Origin of the sequence: Streptomyces virginiae (assembly GCF_041432505.1) — a bacterium.
Classification (GTDB): domain Bacteria; phylum Actinomycetota; class Actinomycetes; order Streptomycetales; family Streptomycetaceae; genus Streptomyces; species Streptomyces virginiae_A.
The window spans coordinates 4,980,801-4,995,924 of sequence record NZ_CP107871.1; the positions used below are offsets into that span (position 1 = coordinate 4,980,801).

Below are 15,124 nucleotides of genomic sequence, written 5' to 3' on the forward strand. Positions count from 1 at the left end.
GCCTGCAGCCCCGCTCATCCCGCAGGAGCATCGTGGCAACTGGCCGAACTCACCGACCGGCGACCCGCAGCCGAGGTATTCCCGAGGCCACTGTCGCCCGGCTTCCGCTGTACTTGCGTGCCCTCACCGCGCTCTCCGAGCGATCGGTGCCCACGGTGTCCTCCGAGGAGCTCGCGGCCGCCGCCGGAGTGAACTCCGCGAAGCTGCGCAAGGACTTCTCGTACCTGGGCTCCTACGGGACCCGCGGCGTCGGCTACGACGTCGAGTACCTCGTCTACCAGATCTCCCGCGAGCTCGGCCTGACCCAGGACTGGCCGGTCGTCATCGTCGGTATCGGTAACCTCGGCGCCGCCCTCGCCAACTACGGCGGTTTCTCCGCGCGCGGCTTCCGCGTCGCGGCCCTCATCGACGCCGACCCGGCGATGGCCGGCAAGCCGGTCGCCGGCATGTCCGTGCAGCACACCGATGATCTGGAGAAGATCATCGAGGAGAACGGCGTCTCGATCGGCGTGATCGCGACCCCCGCGGGCGCGGCCCAGCAGGTCAGCGAGCGGCTGATCGCGGCCGGCGTCACCTCCATCCTCAACTTCGCGCCCACGGTGCTGTCCGTGCCCGAGGGCGTGGACGTGCGCAAGGTCGACCTCTCCATCGAGCTCCAGATCCTCGCGTTCCACGAGCAGCGCAAGGCCGGTGAGGAAGCGGCCGCCGCTGCCGCCGGCAGCTCCTCCGTGGGCGGCGCCGCGCCCGCCGCGGCCGTGGTGCCGCCGGCCGGGCGGACCGCCGCCGAGCAGCGCAAGGGTGGGCCCGAGGGTGACGTGCCGGCGGTGATGCCGGCATGAGTCTGCTCGTCGTAGGGCTGAGCCACCGCAGCGCACCCGTCAGCGTGCTGGAGCGGGCCTCGTTGTCCGCCGATGCCAAGGTGAAGCTGCTGCACGACACCCTCGCCGCCGAACCGGCGACCGAGGCGACCGTGCTGGCCACCTGCAACCGGATCGAGCTGTACGCGGACGTGGACAAGTTCCACGCCGGCGTCGCCGAGCTGTCCACGCTGCTCGCGCAGCACAGCGGCGTCGCGCTGGAGGAGCTCACCCCTTACCTGTACGTGCACTACGAGGACCGGGCGGTGCACCACCTGTTCTCGGTGGCGTGCGGCCTGGACTCGATGGTCGTCGGCGAGGGGCAGATCCTCGGCCAGATCAAGGACGCGCTGGCGCTGGGGCAGGAGCTCCACACCGCCGGCCGGCTGATCAACGACCTGTTCCAGCAGGCGCTGCGCGTCGGCAAGCGGGCGCACTCCGAGACCGGGATCGACCGGGCCGGTCAGTCGCTGGTGACCTTCGGGCTGGAGCAGCTCGCCGTGGGGACGCCGGTGGCCGAGTGGGCCGCGGGCAAGCGGGCGCTGGTCATCGGCGCCGGATCGATGTCCTCGCTGGCCGCGGCGACGCTGGCGCGGGTCGGTGTCGCCGAGATCGTCGTGGCGAACCGGACCGCGGACCGGGCGGATCGGCTGGCGGAGATTCTGGTTGCCTCGGGCACCGGGGTCGCGGCGGTGGCGATCCCCATGGCGCGGGTTCCCGATGAGCTGACACGAGTCGACGTGGTCGTCTCCTGCACCGGCGCCACCGGGCTCGTGCTGACCGCCGACGACGTGCTCGCCGCCGTCTCCTGGGGCTCCGCCCCGGACCCCGCGCCTCAATCGCCGGCCGAGCTGGAAGATCGGGGCTCCGCCCCGACCCCCGCGCCTCGATCGCCGGCGGGGCTGGAATCGGCCGATGTCGTGGCCCGTCTTGTGGCCGCTGCCGAAGGCGGGAGGCGTCTGGCCGACGCCGGGGCCGCGCGGACGATCAGTGCTCCCGTGGAGGACGACGGCTGTCCCGTCGGGCCCGACGGGCGCGCCGCGCTGACCGGGGTCGACGCCAACTCCCTCGAACTGCACGGGACCTGGGCCGACCAGGGCGAGGCCGCCGCACAGCGGCAGCCCCGGAGGAGCACCCGTACGCAGCCCCACGCGAGCTCCGTCCGGCTCGCGCTGCTCGACCTGGCCATGCCCAGGGACATCGACGCGGCCGTGCACCGGATCCCGGGCGTCCGGCTCGTGGACATCGAGTCGCTCGCGGAGGCGTCCGCCGACGCCCCGATGGCCGCCGACGTCGACGCCGTACGCGGGATAGTCGCCCAGGAAGTGGCGGCCTTCGGGGCGGCCCAGCGGGCCGCCCACATCACGCCCACCGTCGTCGCCCTGCGCGCCATGGCGGCCGAGGTGGTGGCGATGGAAGTGGCGCGGCTCGACGGACGGGTGCCCGACCTCGACGAACGGCAACGTGCCGAGGTCACCCAGACCGTGCGCCGCGTCGTGGACAAGCTCCTCCACGCGCCGACCGTGCGCGTCAAGCAGCTCGCGAGCGAGCCCGGCGGCGCCGGGTACGCGGAAGCGCTGCGCGAACTCTTCGACCTCGACCCTCAGACGGTTGCTTCCGTCAGCCGGGCGGACGCGGCCGATCCGATGAACGACGACGACCCAGGACGGGCATCATGAACACACGTCCCGACCAGCCGCTGCGGCTCGGTACGCGGCGGAGCAAGCTGGCCATGTCCCAGTCGGGGCACGTCGCCGATGCGGTACGGGCCGTCACCGGCCGCGCCGTCGAGCTCGTGGAGATCACGACCTACGGCGACGTCTCGCGCGAGCACCTCTCGCAGATCGGCGGGACGGGCGTGTTCGTCACCGCCCTGCGCGACGCGCTGCTGCGCGGCGAGGTCGACTTCGCCGTGCACTCGCTGAAGGACCTGCCGACCGCGCAGCCCGACGACCTGGTGGTCGCGGCCATGCCGCTCCGCGAGGACCCGCGGGACGCGCTCGTCGCCCGGGACGGTCTCACCTTCGAGCAGCTGCCCGACGGTGCCCGCATCGGTACCGGCTCGCCCCGGCGCACCGCCCAGCTCAACCACCTGGCGCTGTCGCTCGGCAAGCGGATCGAGACGGTGCCCATCCGCGGCAACGTCGACACCCGCATCGGCTTCGTCCACGACGGGGAGCTCGACGCCGTCGTCCTGGCCGCCGCCGGTCTCAACCGGATCGGGCGCGGCTCCGAGGCGACCGACCTGCTGTCCGTCGACAGCGTCCTGCCGGCCCCCGGCCAGGGCGCCCTGGCCGTGGAGTGCCTCGCGTCCGACACGGACCTCATCGCCGCGCTCGGGCAACTCGACGACCCGCACACCCGGGCCGCCGTGACCGCCGAGCGTTCCCTGCTCGCCACCCTGGAGGCCGGTTGCAGCGCACCCGTGGGCGCGTTCGCCGACCTGCTGGCGGACGGGGAGATTGTCAATGAAATGCGCCTGCGCGGCGTCGTCGGAACCCTCGACGGCACGACGCTGGTGCAGCTGTCCACCACCGGTCCCGTGCCCCAGTCGTACGACGAGGCCATGGCGCTCGGCCGCGAACTCGCGGACGAGATGCTGGCCAAGGGCGCGGCCGGTCTGATGGGGGAGCGATCGCTTTGAACCCCTCAATTCCGACCACCTCCGCCTATCCGGCCGTCGCCGCCCACGGACGCGTCACCTTCCTCGGTGCCGGCCCGGGCGACCCGGGCCTGCTGACGCTGCGCGCCGTCGAGGCGCTGGCCGCCGCGGACGTACTGATCGCGGAGCCCGAGGTGCTCGAGGTCGTACGGACTCATGCGCGGGCGAATGTCGACACGCCGCAGCTGACGATTGCTGATGAAGTGTCAGCAGCCGCCGGGGTCCCGGTGATCCGGGACGCGGCCAATCTTGTCATGGAGGCCGCACGCTCCGGCAGGCGGGTCGTGCGTGCCGTCACGGGCGACCCCGGGCTCGACGGCAACGCCGCCGAGGAGATGCTCGTCTGCGCTACCGCCGGTATCCCCTTCGAGGTGGTGCCCGGTGTCGCGACCGCGGTGGGCGTACCCGCGTACGCCGGTGTCCCGCTGCGCGACAAGCAGGGCGCGGACGTGCGGTTCGTCGACGCCAAGACGGCCTCGGCGCGCTGCTGGAGCGAGGTGGGCGCCAGCGACGGCATCCTCGTCGTGTCCGCGACGCTGGAGACCGTCTCGGCCGCCGCCGCCGAACTGGTGAGCGCCGGGCGCAAGCCCGACACCCCCCTGACCGTGACCGTCGCCGGCACCACCACGCGGCAGCGGACCTGGTGCGCGACGCTCGGCACCATCGCCCAGGTGTTCAAGCAGGGCAAGGTGCTCCCCTCGCCCGAGGGCGCCCGGCCCGTCATAGCCGTGGTCGGTGAGCACAGCGCCGCCGCGCGGCGCGAGGACCTGTCCTGGTTCGAGTCGAAGCCGCTGTTCGGCTGGCGGGTCCTCGTACCGCGCACCAAGGAGCAGGCCGCCTCGCTCTCCGACCAGCTGCGTTCCTACGGCGCGGTGCCCCACGAGGTGCCCACCATCGCCGTGGAGCCGCCGCGCACCCCGCAGCAGATGGAGCGCGCGGTGAAGGGCCTGGTGACGGGCCGCTACGAGTGGATCGCCTTCACCTCGGTCAACGCCGTGAAGGCCGTCCGCGAGAAGTTCGAGGAGTACGGGCTCGACGCGCGCGCCTTCGCGGGCATCAAGGTCGCCGCGGTGGGCGAGCAGACCGCCGCCGCGCTCGTGGAGTTCGGCGTGAAGCCGGACCTGGTGCCCAGCGGTGAGCAGTCCGCCGCCGGACTGCTGGAGGACTGGCCGCCGTACGACCCGGTCTTCGACCCGATCGACCGCGTGTTCCTGCCGCGGGCCGACATCGCGACCGAGACGCTGGTCGCCGGGCTGATCGAGCTCGGGTGGGAGGTCGACGACGTCACCGCCTACCGGACGGTGCGCGCGTCGCCGCCGCCGGCGGACACCCGCGAGGCGATCAAGGGCGGCGGCTTCGACGCCGTTCTCTTCACGTCCTCGTCGACCGTCCGCAACCTGGTCGGGATCGCCGGGAAGCCGCACAACGTGACCGTCATCGCCTGTATCGGGCCGGCGACGGCCAAGACGGCGGAGGAGCACGGGCTGCGCGTGGACGTGCTGTCCCCGGAGCCGTCGGTGTCGAAGCTGGCGGAGGCCCTCGCCGAGTACGGCGCGGCGCGCCGCGAGGCGGCCAAGGAGGCCGGCGAGACGGTGTTCCGGCCGAGCGAGCGACGGCCGGGGGCGCGGCGGCGTCGTACGACGTGAGCGCCTTAGGCGGGCCCTGCCCGCCGCAGGACACCGGGAAGGGGCCCGGGTGCGATCGCACCCGGGCCCCTTCCCCATGTCCGGCCCGGGCGGAATCCGGTTGTCGGTCCCCCGCGGCCCGGCGAAGATCACCGCCGGGACGCGGGACGCGGGACGCGGGACGAGGGGGGACGGATGACGGAGCTGGACGCCCGGCTGGTGGACGCGGTGGCGCCGGGTGAGGCGGAGACGGTACGGGCCCTGCTGGCGGAGGGCGCGGACCCGGACGCGGTGGGTGAGGACGGGCTGCCGGTGCTGTGCGCGGCGATCGCGGCCTATGCCGTGGAGAGCGTCGAGATGTTGGTGGCGGCCGGAGCGGACCCGGACCGGCCGCTCCCGGACGGGACGACCCCGCTGCTGAGGGCCGTCGACGCCGGCTCCTCGGCGGTGTGGGCGGCGGTACGCGGCCCCGCGCCGCTGAGGGACGGCGAGCGGCCGCTCGCCGCCGCCCGGCGGTGGTACGAAGTCGGTGCGGAGGCGGAGCTGCGGCGGCTGACGGGGGCCCACGGACCGGCACGGAGCGAGATCGTGCGGGACGGGGAGTCCGGTCGGATCCGGGAGATCACCCTCGGCGGGCGGACCGTACGGGACGGGCACGGCGCGATCCTCACCTTCCTGGAGGAGGATCTCCGGATCCTGCCGCCGGTCGGGGAACTGGTCACCCGGGCCGTGCGGCAGGCCGACGCGTACGGGGCCTGGGACGAGGACGAGGAGCACGTCGACCGGGCCGCGGCCCGCGGGAACCTCCTGTCGCGGCAGAGTGCCGAGACCTGGCGTGCGGTGGTGGAGTTCCACCGGCACCCCGCCCCCGCCCACCGGGCGTTCGCCGCCGACTTCCTGAACCTGGCCACGCTGATGGTCGACGTGTTCCCGCACGATGTCCCGCACCATCGCCGGTACGGGGAGCGACTCGCCGAGCTGCTCCCCGGCTGGGCCGCGGTGGAACCGGATCCCGGGGTGCTGGCGATGCTGCTCCGCCTGCTGACCGACAGGTGCCTCCCGCAGGCGCGGGCGCTCGGCCTGCGGTACGCCGACCACCCGGACCCCCGGGTGCGCCGCCGGGTGCCGTGGATGCTCCACCCGCCGGGGGCCCCGGCGACCGCACGGGTGGTGCGCGGCCTCGCCCGGGACCCGGACGGCGAAGTGCGGCAGCGGGCGGCGGAGGTGCTGGACTGCGACGCGGCGGAGGACCGCGAGGTACTGATCGCCCTGCTCCGGGACGAGAACCCGCAGGTGCGGGAACGGGCCGCGTACGCCGTCAGGTCAGGGCGCGACCGCTCGCCGGCCGTCACCGAGGCGCTGCTGGAGCTCCTGGACGCCGACGGACAGGACGAACGACTCAGCGCCGCCTTCGCGCTGGCCTGCCGGGATCACCCCCGTACGCCGGAGGCGTACGAGAAGGTGGGTCCGCTGCGCCCGGAGTACGAGCGCGACCCCCGGGCGGACGGCCTGTGGCGGTGGAGGTTCCGCAACGATCCCGCCGGCCGGCGGGGGTGAGGTGCGGGCCGTCGCCGGGCCGGGGGTTCCGAACGCGGACCCGGCCGGCGGACACCGGTCCGGAGGTCGGCCGTCAGGCGGGGTTCGCGGTGCGGAACGTGCGGCGGTAGGTGTCGGGCGGGACGCCGACGACCCGCTTGAACTGGCGGCGCAGGGTGGTGGCCGTCCCCATGCCGGTGGCCACGGCGACCGCCTCGATCGTCTCGTCGGTGGCCTCCAGCAACTCCTGCGCCCGGCGGACCCGCTGGGTCAGCAGCCATTGCAGCGGCGTCTGGCCGGTCACCGCCCGGAAACGCCGTCCCAGGTGGCGGGGGCTCGTACTGGCCCTGCGCGCCATGTCGGTGACGGTCAGCGGCCGGTCCAGGCGCTGCCGGGCCCAGTCGAGAAGGTCGGCGAGCTGGTGGTCCCCGCCCGTGACCTGCACCGGGGTGGCCACGAACTGGGCCTGACCGCCGGTCCGGTGCGGCGCCATGACGAGACGGCGGGCGACGGAGTTGGCGACGGCCGCGCCGTGGTCGAGGTGGACCAGGTGCAGGCACAGGTCCACGGCGGCGGCCTTGCCCGCGGCCGTGAGCACACTGCCGTTGTCCGTGTAGAGCACGTCCGGGTCGACCTCGGCCGACGGATGCCGCGCGCTCAGCTCCGCGGCGTGCGCCCAGTGGGTGGTGGCCCGCCGCCCGTCCAGCAGGCCCGCGGCGCCGAGCACGAAGGCTCCGGTGCACAGGGAGGCGACCCGGGCACCCGCCGCGTGGGCGGCGCGCACGGCGTCGACCAGCTCGGGCGGCGGCGGCTCGTCGACGTCGGCGCACGCGGGCACGATCACGGTGTCGGCCCGGACCAGGCGCTCCAGGCCGTGGTCGGGCTCGACGGTGAACGGGCCGACACGCACCGGGCCGGGGCCGCACAGCAGGACGTCGTACCAGCCGTGCGGGGCGTCGAGCGGGGGATTGCCGAAGATCTCGTAGGCCACCGCCAGCTCGAAGTGCAGCATGCGACCGGCGGCGGCCAGGGCGACAGTAGGCATGTCCGAAACTGTACGGGTGATGTCGTTCCGGACCATCACGTGCGGGCCCGGTCCGCCCCGAGACTGAGCTCATCGAGACGACGGGCACGACGCGAACGGGGACAGCGATGAGCACGGTGGGTACGACGGGTACGAACGGTACGGCGGGCGCGGTGGTGGTCTACGGGGCGACGGGACACACCGGTCGTTTCATCGTCGCCGAGCTGCGCAGGCGCGGAATCGCCACCGTCGTCTCCGGCCGCGACGAGGCCCGGCTGGAGGCACTGGCCGCCGAGGGCGGGGCGGACGTGCTCGTCCGCCCGGCCACCGTGGACGACCCGGCCTCCCTGGACCGGGCCCTCGCCGGAGCGGCGGCCGTGATCAACGCCGCCGGACCGTTCGCGGTGACGGGCGGCCCGGTCGTCGAGGCGGCCCTGCGCGCGGGGATCCCGTACGTGGACGTCGCGGCGGAGATCGAGGCGAACGCGGCCATGTTCGCCGACCACACGGAAGCGGCCCGTGAGGCGGAGGTGCCCGTGGTGCCGGCCATGGCCTTCTACGGCGGCCTCGGCGACCTGTTGGTCGGCGTGGCCACCGGCGGATGGGAGGCGGCGGACGAGGTGCACGTCGCGTACGGGCTGAGCAGCTGGCGACCCACGGCCGGCACCCGGGAGGCGGGCACGGTGTCCCACGAGCGACGCGCGGGCCGTCGGGTGCGGTTCACGGACGGCGCCCTGCGCTACCACGACGACCAACTGGCGGAGCAGGAGTGGGACTTCCCCGCGCCGCTGGGCCGGCGGACGGTGATCGCGGAGTTCACGATGGCCGACGTCGTCACCGTGCCCAGCCATGTCGACGTGCCCGAGGTGCGTACGTACATGGCCGCGGAGGCCGCGCGGGATCTCGCCGGGGCGGACACGCCGGCGCCGGAGGCCGTCGACGACCTCGGCCGCTCGGACCAGACCTTCGTGGTCGACGTCCTGGTGCGGTCGGGCGGGATCGAGCGCCGGGCCACGGCCCGGGGCCAGGACATCTACGCGGTCACGGCGCCGCTGGCGGTCGAGGCCGTCGAGCGGCTCCTGTCCGGGCGGGCCAGGACGACGGGTGTGGCCTCGGCCGCCGCGATGTTCGACGCGCCGGACTTCCTGCGGGCGCTGGCCCCGTACCTGTCGGTGGAGCTCTCGCACTGACCGCGGGGGCGGTCGAGGGACGGGTGGAGCCCGGGAGCGGGGAGCCCGGGCTCTACCCTTGTCCGGACTGCTGTCGATGCTCGAAGAGGCGACTGAAGATGAGCGCGTACGGATCCTTCCCCGGTTCGCGGCCCCGCCGGCTGCGCACCACCCCGGCGATGCGGCGGATGGTCGCGGAGAACCGGCTGCACCCCTCGGACCTGATCCTCCCGGCGTTCGTCCGGGAGGGCATCAGCGAACCCCTGGCGATCTCCGCGATGCCGGGCGTCGTGCAGCACACCCGGGACACGCTGCGGAAGGCCGCCGTCGAGGCGGCCCGGGCGGGGGTCGCCGGGATCATGCTGTTCGGTGTCCCGGCCGACGAGAACAAGGACGCGCTGGGCACGGCGGGCACCGAGCCGGACGGGATCCTGCAGGTCGCGATCCGCGATGTGAAGGCCGAGGTCGGGGACGACCTGGTGATCATGTCGGACCTGTGCCTGGACGAGTACACCGACCACGGCCACTGCGGCGTGCTGGACGAGCACGGGCACGTCGACAACGACGCGACGCTGGAGCGCTACGCCGAGATGGCGCAGGTCCAGGCGGACGCGGGCGTCCACGTGGTCGGGCCGAGCGGGATGATGGACGGCCAGGTCGGTGTCATCCGTGACGCGCTGGACGAGACCGGGCACGAGGACGTCTCGATCCTCGCCTACACGGCGAAGTACACCTCCGCCTTCTACGGTCCCTTCCGCGAGGCCGTCGCCTCCTCGCTGCAGGGCGACCGCAAGACGTACCAGCAGGACCCGGCGAACGCCCGGGAGTCGCTGCGGGAGCTCGCCCTCGACCTGGAGGAGGGCGCGGACATGGTGATGGTCAAGCCGGCCGGTCCCTACCTCGACATCCTCTACCGGGTGGCGCAGGCGGTGGACGTCCCGGTGGCGGCGTACCAGATCAGCGGCGAGTTCGCGATGATCGAGGCGGCGGCGGAGAAGGGCTGGATCGAGCGCGACCGCGCCATCCTGGAGACCCTGCTGGGCATCAAGCGCGCGGGCGCCGACACGATCCTCACCTACTGGGCGACCGAGGTCGCCGGCTGGCTGCGCGAGGCCCGCTGACCTCTGCCGCGGCGGCTACGGCCAGTCGACGAGGCCGTTGAAGACGACGGCGTCGAGGACGACGGCGGCCGGCGCGACGACGGCGAACCACACCCTGGCGGCGGCGTACCGCCGCTGCCAGGGCAGCGCCCAGGCGGCGACCAGCACGACCAGGACCACCAGCAGGCCGAACCCGAAGACGGGGAAGGCGACGTCGTACGAGGCGTCGAACCGGTCGCTCGCCGCGTCCCCGCAGGAGTCGCAGGCCATCGGGGACAACCCGACGAAGAAGAACGCGATCGCGGCCATCGGCAGCGTCAGCAGCGTGGAGACGAGCGGCGCGACGAACGCGCGGGGCCGGCGGGCGGTGTCCGAGGTCATGGATCCAGTGAACTCCGCCGAAGGAAAACGAACATGAGTGCGCGTACTCATGTAGCAGGCTCGCTGACCTGCGAAACTCCTAGGTGTACGTACGCATGTGATGCGGCGTCGGACGAGCACATGGCCGACGGCCGCACGCTGGACCAGGTCTTCCCGAACTACCGGCGGGCGCAGGAACTCACACGCGCAGCGCTTCGTGAGGAAGGCCCTTCGAGTATGTCCACCACCGACCGGAAATCCTGGGAAGCGGCGGTACAGCACCTGTACGCGGACGGGTACGCGTTCATCGCCACCGGTCCGCGCGCGCACGACGATTGGCGGGCCGACGTGCTCGCCGTCATGGCGCGCGCCGTCCCCGACCCGCGCGGCTGGGCCGGGCACGACGACACCGCGAACGAGCGCACTCCGGAACACCCCGACGTCCCGTTCTGCCGTCCGCCCGTCAAGGCTGATCCGTCCCGCCCGCTCACCCCGGCCGACATCGGGGAACGGATGCACGAGATCAACCGTGCGAGCGCCGAGAACCTGCTCCTCGCCCTCACCGACGGCGGCTGCACCCTGGGGAACCTCGAAAGGTTCACCGAGAGCTTCGACGAGCTGCAGAGCATGGCCCGCACCGTCCTCGCCCGCTACGGGGACACGTTCACCTGCTACACCAACGTCACCGTCGGCGCGCGCAAGGACGACACGCTGGACTTCGGGGCGTCCCACCGGGGCTACACCCCGATGACCTTCTACGGGGAGGACTGCGGCCTGGTCGTCGTCTCCGACACCGAGGTCGGGCTGTTCTGGGCATTCGACGACGTCTGATCCCCGACGACGTCTGATCCCTGAGAAGAGGAATCCATGCCGACCCGATCCACCTGGGACGCCGCACTGGTGCGGCTCCTGGACGACGTCTACACCTTCGCTTGGAGCGGCCCCCGGCTGCACGAGGACTGGGCCGACGACGTCCGCGCCGTCATGCAGCGGTCGGTCGCCGACCCGCGGGGCTGGTCCGTACTGGAATGGCAGATCGACAGGGCTGGTCGGGAGAGCGGCTATCCCTTCCACCCGTTCCGCGTTCTGACCGCCGAGGGCCTGCACGCCGGGCTCCGGCCGATCACGGCCGGCGCCGCCGTCGAGCTGCTCGCCTCGCTCGCGCAGGAGTGGTTCTTCGAGGGCTCTCCGGTCCGGTCGCGGGAGGACCGGGACGCGGTGCTCGCGGACGCCCGGACCCTGCTGGACCGGTTCGGCCCCGATGCGGCGTTCCGGACCTCCTCCGACCTCGCCCGTACCTGCGACGCGCCCGACTTCCTGGCGCGGGACCTCGAAGGCGGCCACCCTTTCACCGACTTCATGATGGATCTCGGCCTGATCGCGGTGTCCGCGGACGAGGTCGGCGTCTTCTGGTCGTTCAACGCGCATTGAGCCGACGATCCGATCCCGACCCGCCACCGGGCGGTCTCCTGGCCGGGGGCTTCGGGACGGCGGGAGCTGCTGGGGCGGCGTCGGGAGGGTGGGGCGGGGGCGTCGGGGAGCGGGGTCCGCTCGGGCGGCATCAGAGCTGTGTATGGGGGTTTCCCGTCAGTCCCATCGTCCCTCCGGGTCGGGCCGGTCCCTCAAGGGCGCTCCTCCTTCGTCGTCGCGTCGCTTCGCGATGGCCTGCGGCCACCCTTGACCGACCGTCCCGCCCCGGAGAAACGAAAGACTGCCGAGAAGCCCCCAAAAGAACGAGCCGGTCGAAGGTACGAAGGACGGGGACATCACAGCCCCTCAGGGAGATCCAGGTGGGCACGGCCCCGAGGCGAGGCCCACAGGAGGCCGACCGGTCTCGGGGGAAGCGCGTCCGATCGCTACGCGCTCCTCACCTCTCAGCGTCCGACGACCGTCCTGGGCTGGACATAGGCCGCCCACGACCGTGATCCGATCCTCGACCTGCGTCCGACGACCGTCTAGGGCTGGACATAGGCCGCCTCGGATCGCCACGTGCCTCTCCATGACCGCGACCACCGGCCGTCAGCGGCTGACGGGACGCGCCGGGAGGGGTGGACGGTCGACAGCGCGGCTGATCCGTCGTGGATCCAGGTCAGCGCGAAGACGACACCACAAACCCACCCCCAAACAAGGGTAATTGGTGCAAACTGCCGGCCTTTTCGGCCCCCCACCTCCACTGACCCGCATCCACCACGACACAGCCGCGCTCCCACGCCTTTTCGCCCCCGACAGCCTCCGGACGCCTCCCGCGAGAAGCGCCTACGGGGCGTGGGCGGCTTATGACCGGCCACAGCCGGTCGTCGGACGCGGTGAGCGCGGAATGTCTGGGGTCGTGGGCGGCCTATGTCCGGCCCAGGACGGGCTGGAGACGCTGAGACGTCAGGAGCGCGTGGCGATTGGACGCGCCCCATCGCCACCGACACGCATCTCTCATGGGCCCGTCTCGGGACCGTGCCCACGGGGATCTCCCTGGGCATCCCTGATCTCCCCGTCCCTGAAAGCTTCGACCGGCTCGTTCTTTTGGGGGCTTCTCGGCAGTCTTTCGTTTCTCCGGGGCGGGACGGTCGGTCAAGGGTGGCCGAAGGCCATCGCGTAGCGACGCGAGGAACGAGCGCCCTTGAGGGACCGGCCCGACCCGGAGGGACGATGGGACTGACGGGAAACCCCCATACACATCCCTGATGCGGATCGAGTGGACCCCGACACCGCCGGAGCCCCCGCTCGCGTTCGTCTCGCCCCGGGCGCACCCTGGAAGGACGGGTGACCCCCTGGAGGTGATGCACCATGGCCACGCTCGTCGGGTGGCATGTGGAGCTCGAATTCACCGAGGAGGGCCACCGCACCAGTGCGGCGGCCCTGGTAAGACTCGGGGACGGCTCCGAGATCAAGGCGCGGGGCTATGCCTTGCGTCATCCCTCCGACCCGGAGCAGTTGAGGGTCGGGGAAGAGATCGCGGGCGCCCGTGCGCTCATGGATCTCGCGTCGCAGATGCTGCAGAAGGCCCACGCCGAGATCGATGAGGCCACGGGCCGTCATTCCTACCCGCTCAACAGCTGAGCGGCAGGCTCACAGGCCCGCTGAGGGGGTTCCGCCCGGAGCCCGTCAGCGGGTTCTGCTGCGGAACAGGACCGCCGCCAGGGTCATGGCCGCGGCCGTGATGCCCGCGCACCAGGTCAGGGCCACCCAGGGGGCGCTTCCTGCGGGCTGCGCCAGCAGCAGTGCGCGCAGGGATTCGATCACCGGGGTCAGCGGCTGGTGGTCGGCGAAGCCGTGGAGCCAGCCGGGCATGGTCTCGATGGGGACGAAGGCGCTGGACGGGTACGGCAGGAACATCATCAGGAAGGTGAAGCCGCCCGCCGCCTCCGGCGTCCTGGCGAGCAGCCCGAGCGCGGCGGCCAGCCAGGAGATCGCCGTGATGTACGTGAGCAGCAGCCCGGCGGCGGCGAGGAAGGCCGCCGGTCCGGCCTGGGGTCGGAAGCCGATCGCGAGGGCGACGGCGAGGACCAGGGTGGTGGAGATCAGGTTGCGCACGACCGAGGCGGCGACGTGTCCGGCGAGGACGGGGATGCCGCCGATGTCGAGGGAGCGGAAGCGGTCGATGACGCCGTTCGTCATGTCCTCGGCGACGCTGACGGCGGTGGAGGCCGCGCCGAAGCCGGCGCAGAGCAGCATCGCGCCCGGCACCACGTATGTCACGTAGGTGGTGCCCGTGTCGATGGCCCCGCCGAAGAAGTAGACGAAGATCAGCATCAGCATGACGGGCAGCATCAGGGCGGCGATCAGCGCGTCGGGCCGGCGGCTGCTGATGCGCAGGCTGCGGCCTGCCAGGGCGAGGGCGGTCATCGGTCGGCTCCCGTCAGGGCGAGAAAGACGTCGTCGAGGGTGGCGCTGCGCAGGGTGAAGCGGTCGATGTCGGTGCGGTTCGGGTCGAGTTCGTCGAGCAGGGTCCGGACGTGGGTAGCGGTGCCGTCGGTGGGCAGGCCGAGGGTGAGCTCGTCGGGGGCGAGGTGGACTGCGCGCGGGGCGAGGGCCTCGTAGGCGGCGGTGGTCGTGAGGGTGAGGTCGAGCCGGTGTCCGGCGACGCGGGCCTTGAGCTCGGCCGGGGTGCCCTCGGCGGCGATGCGGCCGTCGGCGAGGACGGCGACGCGGTCGGCGAGTTGGTCGGCCTCCTCCAGGTACTGGGTGGTCAGCAGCACCGTGGTGCCGTCGGCGCGCAGTTCCCGTACGAGTTCCCACAGGTCCTGGCGGCTGCGCGGGTCGAGCCCGGTGGTCGGCTCGTCGAGGAAGATCACCTCCGGTCGGGAGACCAGGCTCGCGGCGAGGTCGAGGCGCCGGCGCATGCCGCCGGAGTACGTCTTCGCGGTGCGTCCGGCCGCCTCGGTGAGGCCGAATCGGGCGAGGAGCTCGTCGGCGCGCGTACGGGCGGCACGCGGGGAGAGCCCGGCCAGGCGGCCCATCATGCGGAGGGTCTCGGTGCCGGTCTGGAGTTCGTCGACGGCGGCGAACTGTCCGGTGAGCGCGATGAGTTCGCGAACCCGGGAGCGTTCGGTGACGGTGTCGTGCCCGGCGATCCGAACGGTGCCGGCGTCGGCGGCGGTGAGGGTGGCCAGGATCCGGACGGTGGTGGTCTTGCCCGCGCCGTTGGGGCCGAGGAGGGCGAGGACGCTACCGCGCGGGACGGCGAGGTCGATGCCGTCGAGGACGCGGAGGTCGCCGTAGGACTTGGTCAGACCTGTGGCGTGGATGCCGAGGCTGCCGGAGGCGTGCGTGGTCATGAGGGGTGGTGCTCCCTTC

General features: G+C 72.8%; 14 protein-coding genes. 10 read left to right on the forward strand and 4 right to left on the reverse strand.

Annotated features, from left to right (window positions below; all coding sequences use genetic code 11):
- Positions 1-32: 32 nt before the first annotated feature.
- From OG624_RS23220 to OG624_RS23240, 5 genes are all read left to right on the forward strand, one after another.
- The gene (locus OG624_RS23220) at positions 33-839 is read left to right on the forward strand and encodes a redox-sensing transcriptional repressor Rex (RefSeq protein WP_033226827.1); all 807 of its coding nucleotides are present in this window, start codon (positions 33-35) and stop codon (positions 837-839) included.
- Positions 836-2,536 carry a glutamyl-tRNA reductase gene (locus tag OG624_RS23225; protein WP_033226825.1) on the forward strand — a complete coding sequence of 567 codons (1,701 nt, stop codon included), beginning with the start codon at positions 836-838 and terminating at the stop codon, positions 2,534-2,536. Before OG624_RS23220 ends, OG624_RS23225 begins: the two co-directional genes overlap by 4 nt.
- On the forward strand, positions 2,533-3,501 hold the full coding sequence (gene hemC / locus OG624_RS23230) for a hydroxymethylbilane synthase (protein WP_033226823.1): 969 nt from the start codon (positions 2,533-2,535) through the stop codon (positions 3,499-3,501). The genes OG624_RS23225 and hemC overlap by 4 nt, the downstream gene beginning before the upstream one ends.
- Positions 3,498-5,165 (forward strand): uroporphyrinogen-III synthase, encoded by a 1,668-nt coding sequence (locus tag OG624_RS23235; protein WP_161288883.1) that lies wholly within the window; start codon positions 3,498-3,500, stop codon positions 5,163-5,165. Before hemC ends, OG624_RS23235 begins: the two co-directional genes overlap by 4 nt.
- Before the next feature lie 174 nt (positions 5,166-5,339).
- Entirely contained in the window at positions 5,340-6,701 is a 1,362-nt protein-coding gene (locus tag OG624_RS23240) for a HEAT repeat domain-containing protein (protein ID WP_033226822.1), read from the forward strand.
- Between the two features lie 73 nt (positions 6,702-6,774).
- Here the strand turns inward: OG624_RS23240 and OG624_RS23245 are convergent, their stop codons facing one another.
- Positions 6,775-7,725 carry a helix-turn-helix domain-containing protein gene (locus OG624_RS23245; protein WP_033226840.1) on the reverse strand — a complete coding sequence of 317 codons (951 nt, stop codon included), beginning with the start codon at positions 7,723-7,725 and terminating at the stop codon, positions 6,775-6,777.
- 107 nt (positions 7,726-7,832) lie between these two features.
- Here OG624_RS23245 and OG624_RS23250 point away from each other — a divergent pair, with 107 nt between their 5' ends.
- Positions 7,833-8,894 carry a saccharopine dehydrogenase NADP-binding domain-containing protein gene (locus OG624_RS23250; protein WP_051764015.1) on the forward strand — a complete coding sequence of 354 codons (1,062 nt, stop codon included), beginning with the start codon at positions 7,833-7,835 and terminating at the stop codon, positions 8,892-8,894.
- Positions 8,895-8,992: 98 nt separating this feature from the next.
- A complete protein-coding gene (hemB, locus tag OG624_RS23255) occupies positions 8,993-9,994 on the forward strand; it encodes a porphobilinogen synthase (RefSeq protein ID WP_033226821.1) in 1,002 nt (333 codons plus the stop codon).
- A gap of 15 nt (positions 9,995-10,009) precedes the next feature.
- Here hemB and OG624_RS23260 read toward each other — a convergent pair whose 3' ends face one another.
- Entirely contained in the window at positions 10,010-10,354 is a 345-nt protein-coding gene (locus OG624_RS23260; RefSeq protein WP_033226819.1) for a hypothetical protein, read from the reverse strand.
- 216 nt (positions 10,355-10,570) lie between these two features.
- Between OG624_RS23260 and OG624_RS23265 the strand changes: the two genes are divergently transcribed.
- The 3 genes from OG624_RS23265 (at position 10,571) to OG624_RS23275 (ending at position 13,387) form a co-directional block, all read left to right on the forward strand.
- On the forward strand, positions 10,571-11,164 hold the full coding sequence (locus OG624_RS23265) for a hypothetical protein (protein WP_033226838.1): 594 nt from the start codon (positions 10,571-10,573) through the stop codon (positions 11,162-11,164).
- A gap of 36 nt (positions 11,165-11,200) precedes the next feature.
- Positions 11,201-11,764, forward strand: coding sequence for a hypothetical protein (locus OG624_RS23270; RefSeq protein WP_371639798.1), 564 nt, complete (start codon positions 11,201-11,203; stop codon positions 11,762-11,764).
- A gap of 1,350 nt (positions 11,765-13,114) precedes the next feature.
- Positions 13,115-13,387 (forward strand): DUF1876 domain-containing protein, encoded by a 273-nt coding sequence (locus OG624_RS23275; RefSeq protein ID WP_030722627.1) that lies wholly within the window; start codon positions 13,115-13,117, stop codon positions 13,385-13,387.
- 45 nt (positions 13,388-13,432) lie between these two features.
- Here the strand turns inward: OG624_RS23275 and OG624_RS23280 are convergent, their stop codons facing one another.
- On the reverse strand, positions 13,433-14,173 hold the full coding sequence (locus OG624_RS23280) for an ABC transporter permease (protein ID WP_161293032.1): 741 nt from the start codon (positions 14,171-14,173) through the stop codon (positions 13,433-13,435).
- Complete coding sequence (locus OG624_RS23285; protein WP_161293034.1) at positions 14,170-15,105, reverse strand: ATP-binding cassette domain-containing protein; 936 nt, start codon at positions 15,103-15,105, stop codon at positions 14,170-14,172. The genes OG624_RS23280 and OG624_RS23285 overlap by 4 nt, the downstream gene beginning before the upstream one ends.
- Positions 15,106-15,124: the final 19 nt, after the last annotated feature.